Source organism: Pseudomonas sp. RG1, from assembly GCF_025910115.1.
GTDB lineage: Bacteria > Pseudomonadota > Gammaproteobacteria > Pseudomonadales > Pseudomonadaceae > Aquipseudomonas > Aquipseudomonas atacamensis.
This window is the reverse complement of record NZ_JAPCIK010000004.1, coordinates 1-15,028: the sequence shown is the minus strand read 5'-3', so window position 1 is coordinate 15,028 and position 15,028 is coordinate 1. Positions and strand designations below refer to the sequence as shown.

Annotated in this window: 12 protein-coding genes; 9 read left to right on the top strand and 3 right to left on the bottom strand. The window is 60.7% G+C overall.

Annotation, left to right across the window (positions count from 1 at the left end):
* Positions 1-101 precede the first annotated feature (101 nt).
* Together OK411_RS04505 and OK411_RS04500 are read right to left on the bottom strand one after the other, a co-directional pair.
* Positions 102-1,595, bottom strand: a complete 1,494-nt coding sequence (locus tag OK411_RS04505; RefSeq protein ID WP_024011478.1) for a CoA-acylating methylmalonate-semialdehyde dehydrogenase — start codon at positions 1,593-1,595, stop codon at positions 102-104.
* A 74-nt stretch (positions 1,596-1,669) separates the two neighbouring features.
* A complete protein-coding gene (locus OK411_RS04500; protein WP_264364493.1) occupies positions 1,670-3,019 on the bottom strand; it encodes an aspartate aminotransferase family protein in 1,350 nt (449 codons plus the stop codon).
* A gap of 137 nt (positions 3,020-3,156) precedes the next feature.
* On the opposite strand from OK411_RS04500, the gene OK411_RS04495 reads away from it, so the two are divergent.
* The 9 genes from OK411_RS04495 to OK411_RS04455 all read left to right on the top strand — a co-directional run bounded on the left by OK411_RS04495 (position 3,157) and on the right by OK411_RS04455 (position 13,615).
* Positions 3,157-4,077 (top strand): LysR family transcriptional regulator, encoded by a 921-nt coding sequence (locus tag OK411_RS04495; protein WP_264364492.1) that lies wholly within the window; start codon positions 3,157-3,159, stop codon positions 4,075-4,077.
* A gap of 115 nt (positions 4,078-4,192) precedes the next feature.
* The gene (locus tag OK411_RS04490) at positions 4,193-5,581 is read left to right on the top strand and encodes a uracil-xanthine permease family protein (RefSeq protein ID WP_041479656.1); all 1,389 of its coding nucleotides are present in this window, start codon (positions 4,193-4,195) and stop codon (positions 5,579-5,581) included.
* Between the two features lie 88 nt (positions 5,582-5,669).
* Complete coding sequence (locus tag OK411_RS04485; RefSeq protein WP_264364491.1) at positions 5,670-6,320, top strand: TetR/AcrR family transcriptional regulator; 651 nt, start codon at positions 5,670-5,672, stop codon at positions 6,318-6,320.
* Between the two features lie 7 nt (positions 6,321-6,327).
* Positions 6,328-6,909: an IMPACT family protein gene (locus OK411_RS04480; RefSeq protein ID WP_071174321.1), complete on the top strand. Its 582-nt coding sequence runs from the start codon at positions 6,328-6,330 to the stop codon at positions 6,907-6,909.
* Between the two features lie 534 nt (positions 6,910-7,443).
* On the top strand, positions 7,444-8,991 hold the full coding sequence (locus tag OK411_RS04475; RefSeq protein ID WP_264364490.1) for an ABC transporter ATP-binding protein: 1,548 nt from the start codon (positions 7,444-7,446) through the stop codon (positions 8,989-8,991).
* A 13-nt stretch (positions 8,992-9,004) separates the two neighbouring features.
* Positions 9,005-10,111, top strand: coding sequence for an ABC transporter permease (locus OK411_RS04470; protein WP_024011472.1), 1,107 nt, complete (start codon positions 9,005-9,007; stop codon positions 10,109-10,111).
* Positions 10,111-11,037, top strand: a complete 927-nt coding sequence (locus OK411_RS04465) for an ABC transporter permease (protein WP_122508670.1) — start codon at positions 10,111-10,113, stop codon at positions 11,035-11,037. Before OK411_RS04470 ends, OK411_RS04465 begins: the two co-directional genes overlap by 1 nt.
* A gap of 276 nt (positions 11,038-11,313) precedes the next feature.
* The gene (locus OK411_RS04460; RefSeq protein WP_039764086.1) at positions 11,314-12,000 is read left to right on the top strand and encodes an SDR family oxidoreductase; all 687 of its coding nucleotides are present in this window, start codon (positions 11,314-11,316) and stop codon (positions 11,998-12,000) included.
* Positions 12,001-12,256: 256 nt separating this feature from the next.
* A complete protein-coding gene (locus tag OK411_RS04455) occupies positions 12,257-13,615 on the top strand; it encodes an 8-oxoguanine deaminase (RefSeq protein ID WP_264364489.1) in 1,359 nt (452 codons plus the stop codon).
* Between the two features lie 124 nt (positions 13,616-13,739).
* Here the strand turns inward: OK411_RS04455 and OK411_RS04450 are convergent, their stop codons facing one another.
* Positions 13,740-14,831, bottom strand: a complete 1,092-nt coding sequence (locus OK411_RS04450) for a calcium:proton antiporter (RefSeq protein ID WP_122601540.1) — start codon at positions 14,829-14,831, stop codon at positions 13,740-13,742.
* Positions 14,832-15,028: the final 197 nt, after the last annotated feature.

Below are 15,028 nucleotides of genomic sequence, written 5' to 3'. Positions count from 1 at the left end.
CTGCCGTCAACACCTATTTTCATATTTCTGTCATATCGGTCAAAAAGCCCCGAAAACGCGAAGGCCGACCTGAAAGGTCGGCCTTCTGCACATCCAGCTACTTATAAGCTAGGGAATGCGAACTGCGAAGCTTCATGGCTCGCACGTTGCGGCCAGCGCTGGGTGATCGCCTTGCGACGAGTATAGAAGCGCACGCCATCCGGACCATACGCATGCAGGTCGCCAAACAGCGAACGCTTCCAACCGCCGAAGCTGTGATAAGCCACCGGCACCGGCAGCGGCACGTTGACGCCGACCATGCCGACTTCGATCTCGTCACAGAACAGCCGCGCCGCTTCGCCGTCACGGGTGAAGATGCAGGTGCCGTTGCCGTATTCGTGATCATTGATCAGTTGCATCGCCTCTTCCAGGCTGTTCACCCGCACCACGCACAGCACCGGCCCGAAGATCTCTTCTTTATAGATGCGCATCTCTGGAGTGACGTTGTCGAACAGACAGCCACCAAGGAAGAAGCCTTCTTCATGCCCGGCAACGCTCAAACCACGACCATCGACCACCAGGGTCGCGCCCGCCGCCACACCGTCATCCACATAACCGCTGACCTTGTCACGCGCCTGACCGGTAACCAACGGCCCCATGTCCAGACCGCACGAGGTACCCGCGCCGATTTTCAGCGCTTTGATCTGTGGAACCAGTTTCGCCACCAGCGCATCCGCAACCTGATCGCCAACACACACGGCCACCGAGATGGCCATGCAGCGTTCGCCGCAGGAACCGTAGGCCGCACCCATCAGTGCGCTGACCGCATTGTCCAGATCGGCATCCGGCATCAACACCGCGTGGTTCTTCGCGCCGCCCAGTGCCTGAACGCGTTTGCCGCGCTTGGTGCCTTCGGCGTAGATGTATTCGGCAATCGGCGTCGAACCGACGAAGCTCAGCGCTTTGACTTCCGGCGCTTCGATCAACGCGTCCACCGCCGTCTTGTCACCATGAACCACACTCATCACGCCTTTCGGCAAGCCCGCTTCCAGCAGCAACTGAGCGATCAGCAGGGTCGAGCTTGGATCGCGCTCGGATGGCTTGAGGATGAAGCAGTTGCCGCAGACGATCGCCAGCGGGTACATCCACAGCGGCACCATGGCAGGGAAGTTGAACGGGGTGATACCGGCCACAATCCCCAACGGCTGGAAGTCCGACCAGGCATCGATGTTCGGGCCGACGTTGCGGCTGTACTCGCCCTTGAGGATTTCCGGGGCGGCGCAGGCGAACTCGACGTTCTCGATACCGCGCTTCAATTCACCGGCAGCGTCTTCCAGGGTCTTGCCGTGCTCTTCGCTGATCAGTTGCGAGATGCGCGCCTCGTTCTGCTCCAGCAGTTGCTTGAAGCGGAACATCACTTGAGCGCGTTTGGCCGGGGGCGTGTTGCGCCAAGCCGGAAACGCAGCCTTGGCGGCATCAATGGCTTTCTGAATGGTGGCCTGGCTGGCCAGTGGCAGTTTATGAATTGCCTGACCGGTAGACGGGTTGAACACATCTACCGCGCGACCGGTTTCGGTCACCAGTTCGCCATTGATCAAATGCGGGATAACACTCATCGAACACTCCTGAATTCTGGTCCGCAGGCGCCGCAAAAGGCGCCTGCCGTTTCGTACATATATAGAAGGAAAAATCAGTCGAGCTTGTTCAGCACTTCGCCGACCGCGTCGAACAGACGATCGAGGTCTTGCGGCTTGCTGTTGAAGGTTGGGCCGAACTGCAGGGTGTCGCCGCCGAAGCGCACGTAGAACCCGGCTTTCCATAAGGCCATGCCCGCTTCGAAAGGACGTACGATGGCATCGCCGTCACGCCCGGCAATCTGGATCGCGCCGGCCAGGCCGTAGTTACGGATGTCGATGACGTTCTTCGAGCCTTTCAGGCCGTGCAACGCGTTCTCGAAATGCGGCGCAATTTCGGCGACGCTCTGCACCAGGTTTTCCTTTTTCAGCAAATCGAGTGCTGCGAGGCCGGCGGCACAGGCCACCGGGTGCGCCGAATAGGTGTAGCCATGGGGGAATTCCACGGCGTATTCCGGCGTCGGCTGGTTCATGAAGGTCTGGTAGATCTCGGAGCTGGCAATCACCGCGCCCATCGGAATCGCGCCGTTGGTGACTTGCTTGGCGATGCACATCAGGTCCGGGGTCACGCCGAAGCTCTCGGCGCCGAACATCGAACCGGTGCGGCCGAAACCGGTGATCACTTCATCGAATACCAGCAGGATGTTGTGCTGATCGCAGATCTCGCGCAGACGCTTGAGGTAACCCTGCGGCGGAACCAGTACCCCGGCAGAGCCGGCCATCGGCTCAACGAACACCGCAGCGATGTTGGAAGCGTCGTGCAGTTCGATCAACTTGAGCAGCTCATCGGCCAAAGCAATACCGCCCTGCTCCGGCATGCCACGGGAAAACGCATTGCTCGCCAGCAGTGTGTGCGGCAGGTGATCGACATCCATCATCGCCTGACCAAACAGTTTGCGGTTACCGTTGACGCCACCGAGGCTGGTGCCGGCGATGTTCACACCGTGGTAACCACGGGCGCGGCCGATCATCTTGGTCTTGGTCGCCTGGCCTTTCAGGCGCCAGTAGGCACGGACCATTTTCACCGCAGTATCGGCGCATTCGGAACCGGAGTCGGTGAAGAACACGTGGTTCAGGTTGCCCGGGGTCAGTTCGGTGATTTTTTCTGCCAGCTGGAACGACAATGGATGGCCGTACTGGAAGCCCGGCGAGTAGTCGAGGGTGCCCAGTTGTTTCGAAACGGCTTCCTGAATTTCCTTGCGGGTGTGCCCGGCGCCGCAGGTCCACAGACCGGACAGCGAGTCGTAGATCTTGCGGCCCTTGTCGTCGAACAGCCAGCTGCCTTCAGCGCCGACGATCAGACGCGGGTCGCGCTGAAAGTTTCGGTTGGCGGTGTACGGCATCCAGTGCGCGTCCAGCTTCAGTTGGCTGGCCAGTGGCGACGGCGCGTTTTCAGGCATGTTCATCGGGCAAAACCTCGCAGGGCATAAGCGTCAGGGAGATGGAAAGCGTTGTTGCAGCTAAATTGCCACGGCGATAAAGTCGGTGAAATCCAACTCTTCTAACCTTCAGTTAGATCATCGCTAAACAAAGAGAACAAGAAATGAGCAGCCGCCGCGCCGATCCGCTGGCCCAGGTCAGTGACTTTGATATCCGTTTGCTGCGGATTTTTCGCAGTGTCGTGGAGTGTGGCGGCTTCTCCGCAGCGGAAACCGTGCTCGGCATCGGGCGCTCGGCGATCAGCCAGCAGATGAGCGATCTGGAACAGCGCCTCGGCTTGCGCTTGTGCCAGCGCGGCCGGGCCGGATTTTCCCTGACCGAGGAAGGTCGTGAGGTGTATCAATCAGCGCTGCAATTGTTGAGTGCGCTGGAAAGTTTCCGCACCGAGGTCAACGGCCTGCACCAACACCTGCGCGGCGAGCTGATCATCGGCCTCACCGACAACCTCGTCACCCTGCCGCACATGCGCATCACCCACGCCCTCGCACAGTTAAAAGAACGCGGGCCGGATGTGCAGATCCAGATTCGCATGATTGCACCAAACGAAGTTGAACAAGGTGTGCTCGACGGGCGCCTGCACGTTGGCGTGGTGCCGCAGGCCAGCGCCTTGTCGGGACTGGAATATCAGCCGTTGTATAGCGAGCGTTCGCTGCTGTATTGCGCGGTGGGTCATCCGCTGTTTTATGTCGACGACAAGCAACTCGATGATCAACGCCTCGACAGTCAGGACGCGATTGCGCCGACCTTTCGTTTGCCGGCGGAGATTCAGGCGCATTATCAGGCGCTCAATTTCACCGCCAGTGCCTCTGACCGCGAGGGCATGGCGTTTCTGATTCTGACCGGGCGCTACATCGGTTACCTGCCGGATCACTACGCCAATCTTTGGGTACAGCAGGGGCGCTTGCGTGCGCTCAAGGCCGGCACGCGTTTTTACGATTTGAGTCTGGCATCGGTCACGCGCAAGGGGCGGCGCCCTCATTTGGTGCTGGAAAGTTTCCTCGAGAGTCTGGCCGCAACGCGATAGATAAGCGCGCAGAGCCCAGCCCGGCTGGGCCTCATCGACAGAATCGAGGAATAACCTGAGCAAGTGGACAGGTTTTTGCAGAGAAGGGATAACTCTCCTTCAAGAAGCCAAAGCCATGCAGCCAGATTCCGATTCGTCCAGTGAACTGATCTACGGCCTCAACGACCGCCCCAAACCACTCGCCGCCATTCTCGCCGCACTGCAACACGTGCTCGCCAGTTTCGTCGGCATCATCACCCCGCCACTGGTGATCGGTTCCGCGCTCGGGCTGACCGCGCATCTACCGTACCTGATCAGCATGGCGCTGATGGTCTCGGGCGTCGGCACTTTTATCCAGGCGCGGCGACCGTTCGGCATTGGCGCGGGGATGATCTGTCTGCAAGGCACCAGTTTCGCGTTTCTCGGTGCGGTGCTGTCGGCCGGGTTTCTGGTCAAGCAGCGCGGCGGCAGCCCGGAAGATATCCTGGCGATGATTTTCGGCGTGTGCTTTTTCGGCGCAATCGTGCAGATCGTGCTCAGCCGCTTCATCGGTCAGTTGCGCCGAGTGGTGACACCGCTGGTGACCGGCATCGTCATCACGCTGATCGGCATCAGCCTGATCAAGGTCGGCATCACCGATCTGGGTGGCGGCTTCAACGCGCCGGACTTCGGCGCGCCGGGCAATCTGGCCTTGGGCGTGTTCGTGCTGCTGACGATCATTCTGCTCAACCGCTCGAATACACCGTGGGTGCGACTGTCGGCGATCATCATCGGGCTGGTGCTCGGCAGCCTCGCGGCGTGGTTCAGCGGGAAACTGGTCCCGCAGCCGTTGCCTGACTTGCCACTGGTGAGTTTTCCTACGCCGTTCAAGTTCGGATTCAACTTCGACTGGACGGCTTTCCTGCCGGTCGCGCTGATTTACCTGATCAGCACCATCGAAACCGTCGGCGACCTCACCGCCAATTGCATGCTTGCCCGCCAACCGATCAGCGGCCCTTCTTATATAAGCCGCTTGCGCGGTGGCGTGCTCGGTGATGGTGTCAGTTGCATGATCGCGGCGACCTTCAGCGCCTTCCCCAACACAACGTTCGCGCAGAACAACGGCGTGATCCAATTGACCGGCGTTGCCAGCCGCTACGTCGGCCTGTACATCGGCGCGATCCTGTTCTGCCTCGGCCTGTTCCCGATGATCGGCGCGGTGCTGCAACAGATCCCGAAACCGGTGCTGGGCGGCGCAACGCTGGTGATGTTCGGCGCTGTGGCGGCGGCGGGCGTGCGTATTCTCGCGCAGTCACCGCTGGACCGGCGCAGCATGTTGATCATCGCCACTTCGTTCGGCGTCGGCCTTGGCATCGCCGCGCAACCGAACCTGCTGCACCTGCTGCCGAAACTGGTGCAGAACCTGTTCGACTCGGCGATCACCAGCGGCGGGCTGACGGCAATCGTCCTCTGTCTGTTGTTGCCGGAAGGCAAAACCGCCGAGACAAAAAGCCCCGCGTCATTGAACAAGATCGAACAGGCGTAACTGTTTTTCCGCGCCAGGACTTGTCGGATGCCTGTGGGTGCGCTATCAACGCAACTGGTTGCACCCACAGACAATCCCGGAAGTGCCTATGACCTTTGAAGTCCCAGCCCACGGCGGCAAACCCGCCGGCCGCATTCGTCAGAAGAACGAAGAGACCATTCTCAAAGCCGCCGAAGACGAGTTCGCCCGTCACGGGTTCAAAGGCACCAGCATGAACACCATCGCGCAGAATGCCGGGCTGCCCAAGGCCAACCTGCATTACTACTTCACCAACAAGCTCGGTTTGTATGTGGCGGTGCTGAGCAACATCATCGAGTTGTGGGACAGCACCTTCAACACCCTTACTGCCGAGGATGACCCGGCCGAAGCGCTGACCCGCTACATCCGTGCGAAGGTGGAGTTCTCGCGGCGCCAGCCACAGGCTTCGCGAATCTTCGCCATGGAAGTGATCAGCGGCGGCGAATGCCTGAGCGAATATTTCAATCAGGACTACCGCGCCTGGTTCACCGGGCGCGCGGCGGTGTTTCAGGCATGGATCGATGCGGGCAAGATGGATCCGGTCGATCCGGTGCACCTGATCTTCCTGCTGTGGGGCAGCACCCAGCATTACGCCGACTTCGCCACACAGATCTGCCGCGTCACCGGGCGCAGCAAATTGACCAAGCAGGACATGGAAGACGCCGGCAACAACCTGATCCGCATCATTCTCAAAGGCTGCGGCCTCACTCCTTCTCTATAAGACGTTTATGCCTTTCACCCTCAGCGGTTTTTGCGAATACCGCGAAGAGATTCGCAAAAGCCGCTTCATCACTCTGGCGACGCCGATCAGCAGCCCCGCCGATGCGCAGGCGTTTTTCGAGCAGCACAGCGATTTGAATGCCACGCACAATTGCTGGGCGTGGAAACTCGGCGCGCAATACCGCAGCACTGACGACGGCGAGCCGGGCGGCACGGCCGGGCGCCCTATTCTGGCGGCGATCGAGGCGCAGGACTGCGATCAGGTCGCGGTGCTGGTGATTCGCTGGTACGGCGGCATTCAACTGGGGACCGGCGGTTTGGCCCGAGCCTATGGCGGTGGCGCCAACAAGTGCCTGCAAGCGGCGGACAAAATCGAGCTGATCAGCCGCGTACCGCTCAGTTGCGCCTGCGGATTTGCCGAGTTGGCGCTGGTGAAGTTGCGCGTGGCCGATCTCGGTGGATTGGTGGTGGAGGAGAACTTCACAGCCAATGGCGTTGAGTTGAAGCTGGCGGTGGGGGAAGCGCAGATCGACGTGTTGCAGAGTCAGTTGGCGGATCTGAGCCGTGGGCGGATTTTGTTGCAGCGGTAGGCTGCGATCTTTTAGGGCATCCCTCGTTTTCCTTATTCCACAGACTTGCCCACACCTGCTGTGCACCCGACTGTGGATAACCTGAGCACACACCGCTGTAACCCTTCTGTCATGCGGCTTTGCGCGATTTGTTCAATTTTCGTTCAAATGACCCGACGAAAGGGAAATCCAGCGTAAAAACAAACAGTTACCTTCGTTTATCACCATTAGAACAAAGCGTCGCAGTGCTTATGCCCACCCTCGGCGCTTGCGCACAATTACTGTGGAGCAACCTGTGGATAAGCCGTTCATGACCGCCGCAGCCGCTGGATCTGTCTGGCTCCCAGGCAGTTGCTCGTTTTTTAACCAACTGCAAGCGGGCAAAACTGGAGCCTGTTCAATGGCTTTGCGCTGAATTGGTGCTCGATTGAAAGACAAAACATCCGCCGATGCGCTGCTGTCGGCACTTGCGGACTGGCTCCGCAAGCGTTCCTGACTCAATGGCCAGGAAATTGCTTTATCCACAGGCACAACTCCAAGTCAGTCGAGCCTGTCATGTCCATCGCCCCTTCCCCACCGCGCCTGCAACTGCGCCAGATCAGCAAACGCTACCCCGGTTGTCTGGCCAACGACGCCATCGACCTGAGCATCGCGCCGGGTGAGATCCATGCCCTGCTCGGTGAAAACGGCGCGGGCAAAAGTACGTTGATGAAGATCATTTACGGGGTCACCCAGTGCGACAGCGGTGAAATGCTCTGGGAGGGGCAGCGCGTGCAGATACGCAATCCGGCGCAGGCGCGGCAGTTGGGCATTGGCATGGTGTTCCAGCATTTCTCGCTATTCGAAACCCTCAGCGTGGCGCAGAACATTGCCCTGGCGATGGGCGCGGCGGCCGGCACGCCGAAGCAACTGGAGCCGAAGATTCGCGAAGTATCGCGGCGTTACGGCATGGCGCTGGAGCCGGAGCGACTTGTCCACAGCCTGTCGATCGGCGAGCGCCAGCGGGTGGAAATCATTCGCTGCCTGATGCAGGACATCCGCCTGCTGATTCTCGATGAGCCGACCTCAGTACTGACGCCGCAAGAGGCGGACGAATTGTTCATCACCCTGCGGCGCCTTGCCGCCGAGGGTTGCAGCATTCTGTTTATCAGCCACAAGCTCGGTGAAGTGCGCGCCTTGTGCTACAGCGCCACGGTGCTGCGCGGCGGTCGGGTTGCCGGGCATTGCGAGCCCGCCGAATGTTCGGACCAGCAACTGGCGCAAATGATGGTCGGTGAAGCGGCGGCTTTGATTGGCGAGTATCCGAAGGTCAGCGGTGGCGCGGCGTTTCTGCAGGTGCAGGGTTTGAGCTGGCACAACCCGGATCCGTTCGGTTGCTCGCTGACCGACATCGACCTGCAAGTGCACAGCGGTGAAATCGTCGGCATCGCCGGGGTCGCGGGCAATGGTCAGGATGAGCTGCTCGCCCTGCTCAGTGGCGAACAGCCCTTGCCGCGCGCGCAGGCGGCGACCCTGCGCTTCGCAGAGAAAAACGTTGCCGATCTGCGCCCGGATGCGCGGCGCAAACTGGGTTTGGCCTTCGTGCCGGCCGAACGCCTTGGCCACGGCGCGGTGCCGGAGTTAAGTCTGGCCGACAACGCCCTGCTCAGTGCTTTTCAACAAGGATTGGTCAGCCACGGGTTGATTCAACGCGGCAAAGTCGAAGCCCTCGCGCAGCAGATCATCCAGCGTTTCGGCGTGAAGACCCCGGACACGCAAACCGCCGCGCGCAGCCTGTCCGGCGGCAACCTGCAGAAATTCATCCTCGGCCGGGAAATTCTTCAGCAACCGAAACTGCTGATCGCCGCGCACCCGACCTGGGGCGTCGACGTTGGCGCCGCCGCCACCATTCATCGCGCCTTGATCGCCCTGCGCGATGCCGGCGCGGCGATTCTGGTGATTTCCGAAGACCTCGATGAGCTGTTCCAGATCAGCGATCGCCTCGGCGCGCTGTGCGGCGGGCGTCTGTCGGCTCTTCAAGACACCGGCCTTACACAACTGAGCGATGTCGGCGCGTGGATGGCCGGCCAGTTCGATCACTCACCTCGCGCCGCTTCGGTTTAACGGAGTTTCAACCATGCTGCTTTCTCTCGAACCCCGTGGCCAGCAATCGCGCCTGATGCTGTGGTGCTCGCCGTTATTGGCGGCGGCCTTGACCCTCGGCTGCGGCTCGCTGTTGTTCATCGCGCTGGGCCACGACCCACTGCAAACCCTGCATACGCTACTGATCGCACCGGTCAGCGATCTGTATGGCGTATCTGAATTACTGGTCAAGGCGCTGCCAATTCTGCTCTGCGCACTCGGCCTGGCGGTGGCCTATCAGGCGCGGATCTGGAACATCGGCGCCGAAGGCCAACTTCTACTTGGCGCCTTGGCCGGCAGTGCTCTGGCAGTGAACGTTATCGACATGCAAAGTCGCTGGGCGCTGGTGCTGATTCTGCTGACCGGCACGCTGGCCGGCGCCGCATGGGCCGGGCTCACCGCATGGCTGCGCACGCGCTTCAACGCCAACGAAATCCTCACCAGCATCATGCTCAACTACATCGCGCTGAACCTGCTGCTGTTCTGCGTGCACGGGCCGTTGAAGGATCCGGCGGGCTTCAATTTTCCCGAGTCGGCGATGTTCGGCGACGCCAGTCGTTTGCCGCTGCTGCTGGAGGACGGCCGCGTGCATGCCGGGGTATATTTCGCCCTGCTCGCGCTGGTTGCGGTGTGGGTGTTGTTGCAGAAAAGCTTTATCGGCTTCCAGATCAAAGTGCTCGGGTTGGACAAACGTGCGGCAGGTTTTGTCGGCTTTCGCGAGAAGCGCCTGATCTGGCTGGCGCTGTTGATCAGCGGTGGTCTGGCCGGGCTCGCCGGGGTCTGCGAAGTGACCGGGCCGATCGGCCAACTGGTGCCGCAGGTGTCGCCGGGCTATGGCTACGCGGCGATCACCGTGGCGTTCCTCGGACGGTTGAATCCGCTTGGCATTCTGTTCTCCAGTCTGCTCATGGCGCTGCTGTACATCGGCGGCGAGAGCGCGCAGATGTCGCTCAATCTGCCGCAAGCGATCACCCAATTGTTCCAGGGCATGATGCTGTTTTTCCTGCTCGCCTGTGACGTGCTGATTCTCTATCGGCCACGCCTGAAACTGCGCTGGACCCGGCGCGCCTCGACCCCTGCCGTAACCGCCGGAGCGCTGTGATGGATATCGATCTGTTGAGCAATATTTTCTACGCGATGGTCCGCTGCGGCACGCCGCTGTTGCTGGTGGCATTGGGTGAGTTGATCTGCGAGAAAAGCGGCGTCCTCAACCTTGGCCAGGAAGGCATGATGCTGTTCGGTGCGGTGATCGGTTTTATCGTCGCGCTGAACAGCGGCAACCTGTGGCTGGGTGTGCTGCTGGCGATGTTGGCCGGGATGTTGTTGTCGTCACTGTTTGCCCTGGTCGCGCTGGTGTTCAACGCCAATCAGGTCGCCACCGGGCTGGCGCTGACGATCTTCGGCGTGGGCCTGTCGACATTTGTCGGCGCGGCCTGGGTGGGTAAGCCGCTGGCAGGTTTCGAGCCTTTGGCGATTCCGTATCTGAGTGAGATCCCGCTGATCGGGCGGATGCTGTTTGCCCAGGATCTGCTGGTGTATCTGTCGTTCGTGCTGTTTGCGCTGGTGGCGTGGGTGATCATCAAAAGTCGTGTCGGCCTGATCATTCAAGCGGTCGGTGAAAACCCGGATGCGGCCAGCGCCATGGGCTTGCCGGTGCTGACCGTACGCACCTTGGCGGTGTTGTTCGGCGGAGCAATGGCCGGGCTGGCCGGGGCTTATCTGTCGCTGGCGTACACACCGATGTGGGCAGAGAACATGACCGCAGGGCGCGGCTGGATCGCTCTGGCGCTGGTGGTGTTTGCCAGTTGGCGGGTGTGGCGGTTATTGCTTGGGGCGTATCTGTTCGGCCTCGCCAGCATCCTGCACTTGGTGGCACAGGGATTGGGACTGGCGATTCCTTCGAGCCTGCTGGCGATGCTGCCGTATGTGGCGACGATTTTGGTGCTGGTGCTGCTGTCCCGCGATGCCGTGCGCACTCGGTTGTATGCGCCGGTTTCGTTGGGGCAGCCGTGGCAATCGGGGCACTGATCGTTGTCAGAGCGGGCCTCTTCGCGAGCAGGCTCGCTCCCACAGGGGATCTGAGTGAACGCGGGCAAGCGTGGGAGCGAGCCTGCTCGCGAAGGCGTCCGCACAGGCAACACTTGAACCACGCCTCGTGATTGTTTCTGATCAAACACCCTCGAGAAACTCAAGAGGCCTGGAGTATGCTCCGGGATCAAAGCCTGTTTTCGCCAAGCGCTGCAACTGTGGCTCGGTCAGGCGTGTCCATTGAATCCTGAATGCTGACTTTCAAGGAAACCCATCATGTCTCAGGCAAAAAACGCACTGATCATCGGCGCCTCCCGCGGCTTGGGCCTCGGTCTGGTGAAGACCCTGCTGGGCGATGGCTGGCAAGTGACCGCGACGGTGCGCAATCCGCAGAAGGCCGAGGCGCTGCAAGCGCTGGGTGACGTGCGCATCGAGAAGCTCGACATGGACGATCAGCAAGCGGTGATCGCTCTGAGCCAGAAACTCAAGGGCGAAACCTTCGATCTGTTGTTCGTCAACGCCGGGGTCAAAGGCCCGGACGTGCAGACGCCGGGCGGCGCGACATTGGCCGAGGTCGGGCAACTGTTTTTCACCAACGCGGTGGCGCCGATCAATCTGGCCCAGCGTTTCGTCGGGCAGATCCGCGACGGCAGCGGCGTGCTGGCGTTCATGAGTTCGGTGCTCGGCAGCGTGACCATGCCCGACGCGCCGGAGCTGGCGTTGTACAAGGCGAGCAAAGCGGCGCTGAATTCGATGACCAACAGTTTTGTCACGCAACTGGGTGAACAGAAACTCACCGTACTGTCGTTGCACCCGGGCTGGGTGAAGACCGACATGGGCGGCGAAGGTGCTGACCTGGATGTAGAGACCAGCACTCGCGGGCTGATTGACCAGGTCAATGCGTTCACCGGCAAGGGCGGGCATCACTTCGTCAATTACAAGGGTGAAACGATTGCCTGGTAAGCACTGAAAATCCCGATGTGGGAGCGAGCCTGCTCGCGAATACGATCTGTCAGGTAAATCTGTATCGACTGACATGACGCCTTCGCGAGCAGGCTCGCTCCCACAGGGAGTGATGGTGAATGGTCGGGTGGCGCTTGCCCGGCGCTGCGATTTGTTTGAAACTGCGCGCCTCGTCCTTCGCGGCGACCCTGGATCAGCAGACAGGGCAACACTGAGCTGGCAACCCTGAACCCAACTTTCAGAGGAGCCGGCCACAATGCCTGCGACCCGTACCTGGTTAAAAAACCCCCTCGCCATTTTCACCTCCAACGAGCTTGATGCCCGTGGCGGTCTAGTCGTGCAAGACGGTGTCATCGTCGAAGTGCTCGCTGCCGGTCAGCAGCCGTCGGCGCCGTGCAATGAAGTGTTCGATGCCCGCGAGCATGTGATCCTGCCGGGCCTGATCAACACTCACCATCACTTCTATCAAACCCTGACCCGCGCCTGGGCGCCAGTGGTCAATCAGCCGCTGTTTCCGTGGCTGAAAACCCTGTACCCGGTATGGGCGCGGCTGACCCCGGAAAAACTCGCCCTCGCCACCAAAGTGGCGCTGGCCGAATTGATGCTCTCAGGTTGCACCACCGCTGCCGACCATCACTATCTGTTCCCGGACGGTCTGGAAAACGCCATCGACGTGCAGGTCGAAACGGTGCGTGAACTGGGTATGCGCGCCATGCTCACGCGCGGCTCGATGAGCCTTGGCGAGAAGGACGGCGGCCTGCCTCCACAACAAACGGTGCAGGAAGGTCAGGTGATTCTTGATGACAGCCAGCGGCTGATTCACGAGTATCACGAGCGTGGCGATGGTGCACAGATCCAGATCGCCCTGGCGCCATGTTCGCCGTTTTCGGTCACTCCGGAAATCATGTCGGCCAGTGCTGATCTGGCGAACAAGCTCGATGTGCGTCTGCACACCCACCTCGCTGAAACGCTTGATGAAGAAGACTTCTGCCTGCAACGTTTCGGTCTGCGCACCGTCGATTATCTGGACAGCGTCGGCTGGCTCGGCCCGCGTACCTGGCTGGCACACGGCATCCATTTCAACCCCGACGAAATCGCCCGCCTCGGCCAGGCCGGTACCGGCATCTGCCACTGCCCAAGCTCGAACATGCGCCTGGCGTCCGGCATCTGCCCGAGCATCGAGCTGACCGACGCCGGCGCGCTGTTCGGTCTTGGCGTCGACGGTTCGGCGTCCAACGATGCCTCGAACATGATCCTCGAAGCGCGTCAGGCGCTGTACATCCAGCGCCTGCGTTACGGCGCCGAAAAGATCACCCCCGAGCGCGTGCTGGGCTGGGCGACCAAGGGTTCGGCGAGCCTGCTCGGTCGCAGCGACATCGGCGAAATTGCCGTGGGCAAACAGGCGGATCTGGCATTGTTCAAGCTCGATGAACTGCGCTTCTCCGGTAGCCATGATCCGATTTCGGCGCTGTTGTTGTGCGGCGCGGATCGGGCGGATCGAGTGATGATTGGCGGCAAGTGGCGTGTGGTTGATGGGCAGGTTGAAGGGTTGGACCTGAAAGGTTTGATCGCCGATCACAGCCAGGCGGCTCGGCAGTTGATTGCCGGGACCTGAGTCACCGCCGTTCAAAACTGTGGGAGCGAGCCTGCTCGCGAAGAGGGAGTGTCAGACAACATGTTTGTTGGATGACACTCCCTCTTCGCGAGCAGGCTCGCTCCCACATGGGTATCTGCCAGCCCTAAAGGCCCAGTAGGGACAGCATGATGAATGTGGCAAACAGCACAAAGTGCGTCATGCCCTCAATGGCGTTGGTTTCGCCGTCATTGAGGTTGATCGCGCTGACGATCAGGGTGATGAAGATCATCACCGTTTGCACCGGGGTCATCGCCATTTGAAACGGCTGGCCGGTGTACAGCGCCATCGCTTCCATCACCGGCACGGTCAGAATCACCGTCGACAGTGACGCGCCCATCGCAATGTTGACCACCGACTGCATGCGATTGGCCAGTGCCGCACGCAGTGCAGTGAGAATCTCCGGCGCGGCGGAAATCGCTGCCACCAGAATCGCCGTGATCACCGGCGGCGCGCCCGTGCCTTCCAGACCCAGATCGAGGGTCTTGGACATCACCTCGGCCAGTGCGCCGATGATCACCACCCCCGACACCAGAATGCCGATCGACAGCGCCAGGCTGACCGGCTTCGGCTCCTGCTCGACCGGCTCCTTCTTGCGACGTTTGTCCGGGTAGCTGTAGCTGAAAAAGTAACTGTGCGGGCCGACCTGCATGCGCAGGAACAGCGCGTAGAGCACCATCATTGCGCCAATGGTGAACGCCGAATACATCTTCCAGTTGGCCTCGGGAATGAACTCCGGGACCACCATCGACACGCCCATCGCAGTGAGGATCATGACGCTGTAGCTGCGCGCCGAATCGTCGTTGTAGGACTGTTCGCCGTGTTTGATCCCGCCCATCAAAGCGGCGAGGCCGAGGATGCCGTTGATGTCGAGCATCACCGCTGAATAAATCGTGTCGCGCACCAGTGTTGCCGAGGCTTCGTTGCTCATCATGATCGCCAGGATCACCACTTCGACCAGCACCGCCGAGAGCGTGAGGATCATCGTGCCGTAGGGGTCGCCGACCTTTTCCGCGAGCAGTTCGGCGTGATGAGCGACGCGCATCGAGGCGGCGACGATAAAGGCGATCAGCAGCAGACCGCCGACCAGCGCGACGATCTGGCCGCTGTGCAGCAGCCAATGTTCCAGTGGATAAGCGACGCACGCGGCAAGGACTGCCAGCAGCAGGAAGCTTTCTTGTTTGAGGATCGAGAGCATGACGGGCCTTTTGCCGAAAAGAGCTGATGAAGCTACTGACTGCCGCGCGCCGCTAACGTTTCGTTACATCTTTACGCACCACGCGATGGCAGCTGGATTCAGGCATGCACTTTTATTGGCCTTGCCGGCCTCTTCGCGAGCAGGCTCGCTCCCACATTGAACATCATTCCACGTGGGGCCAGCCTTCGCGCGCCCGC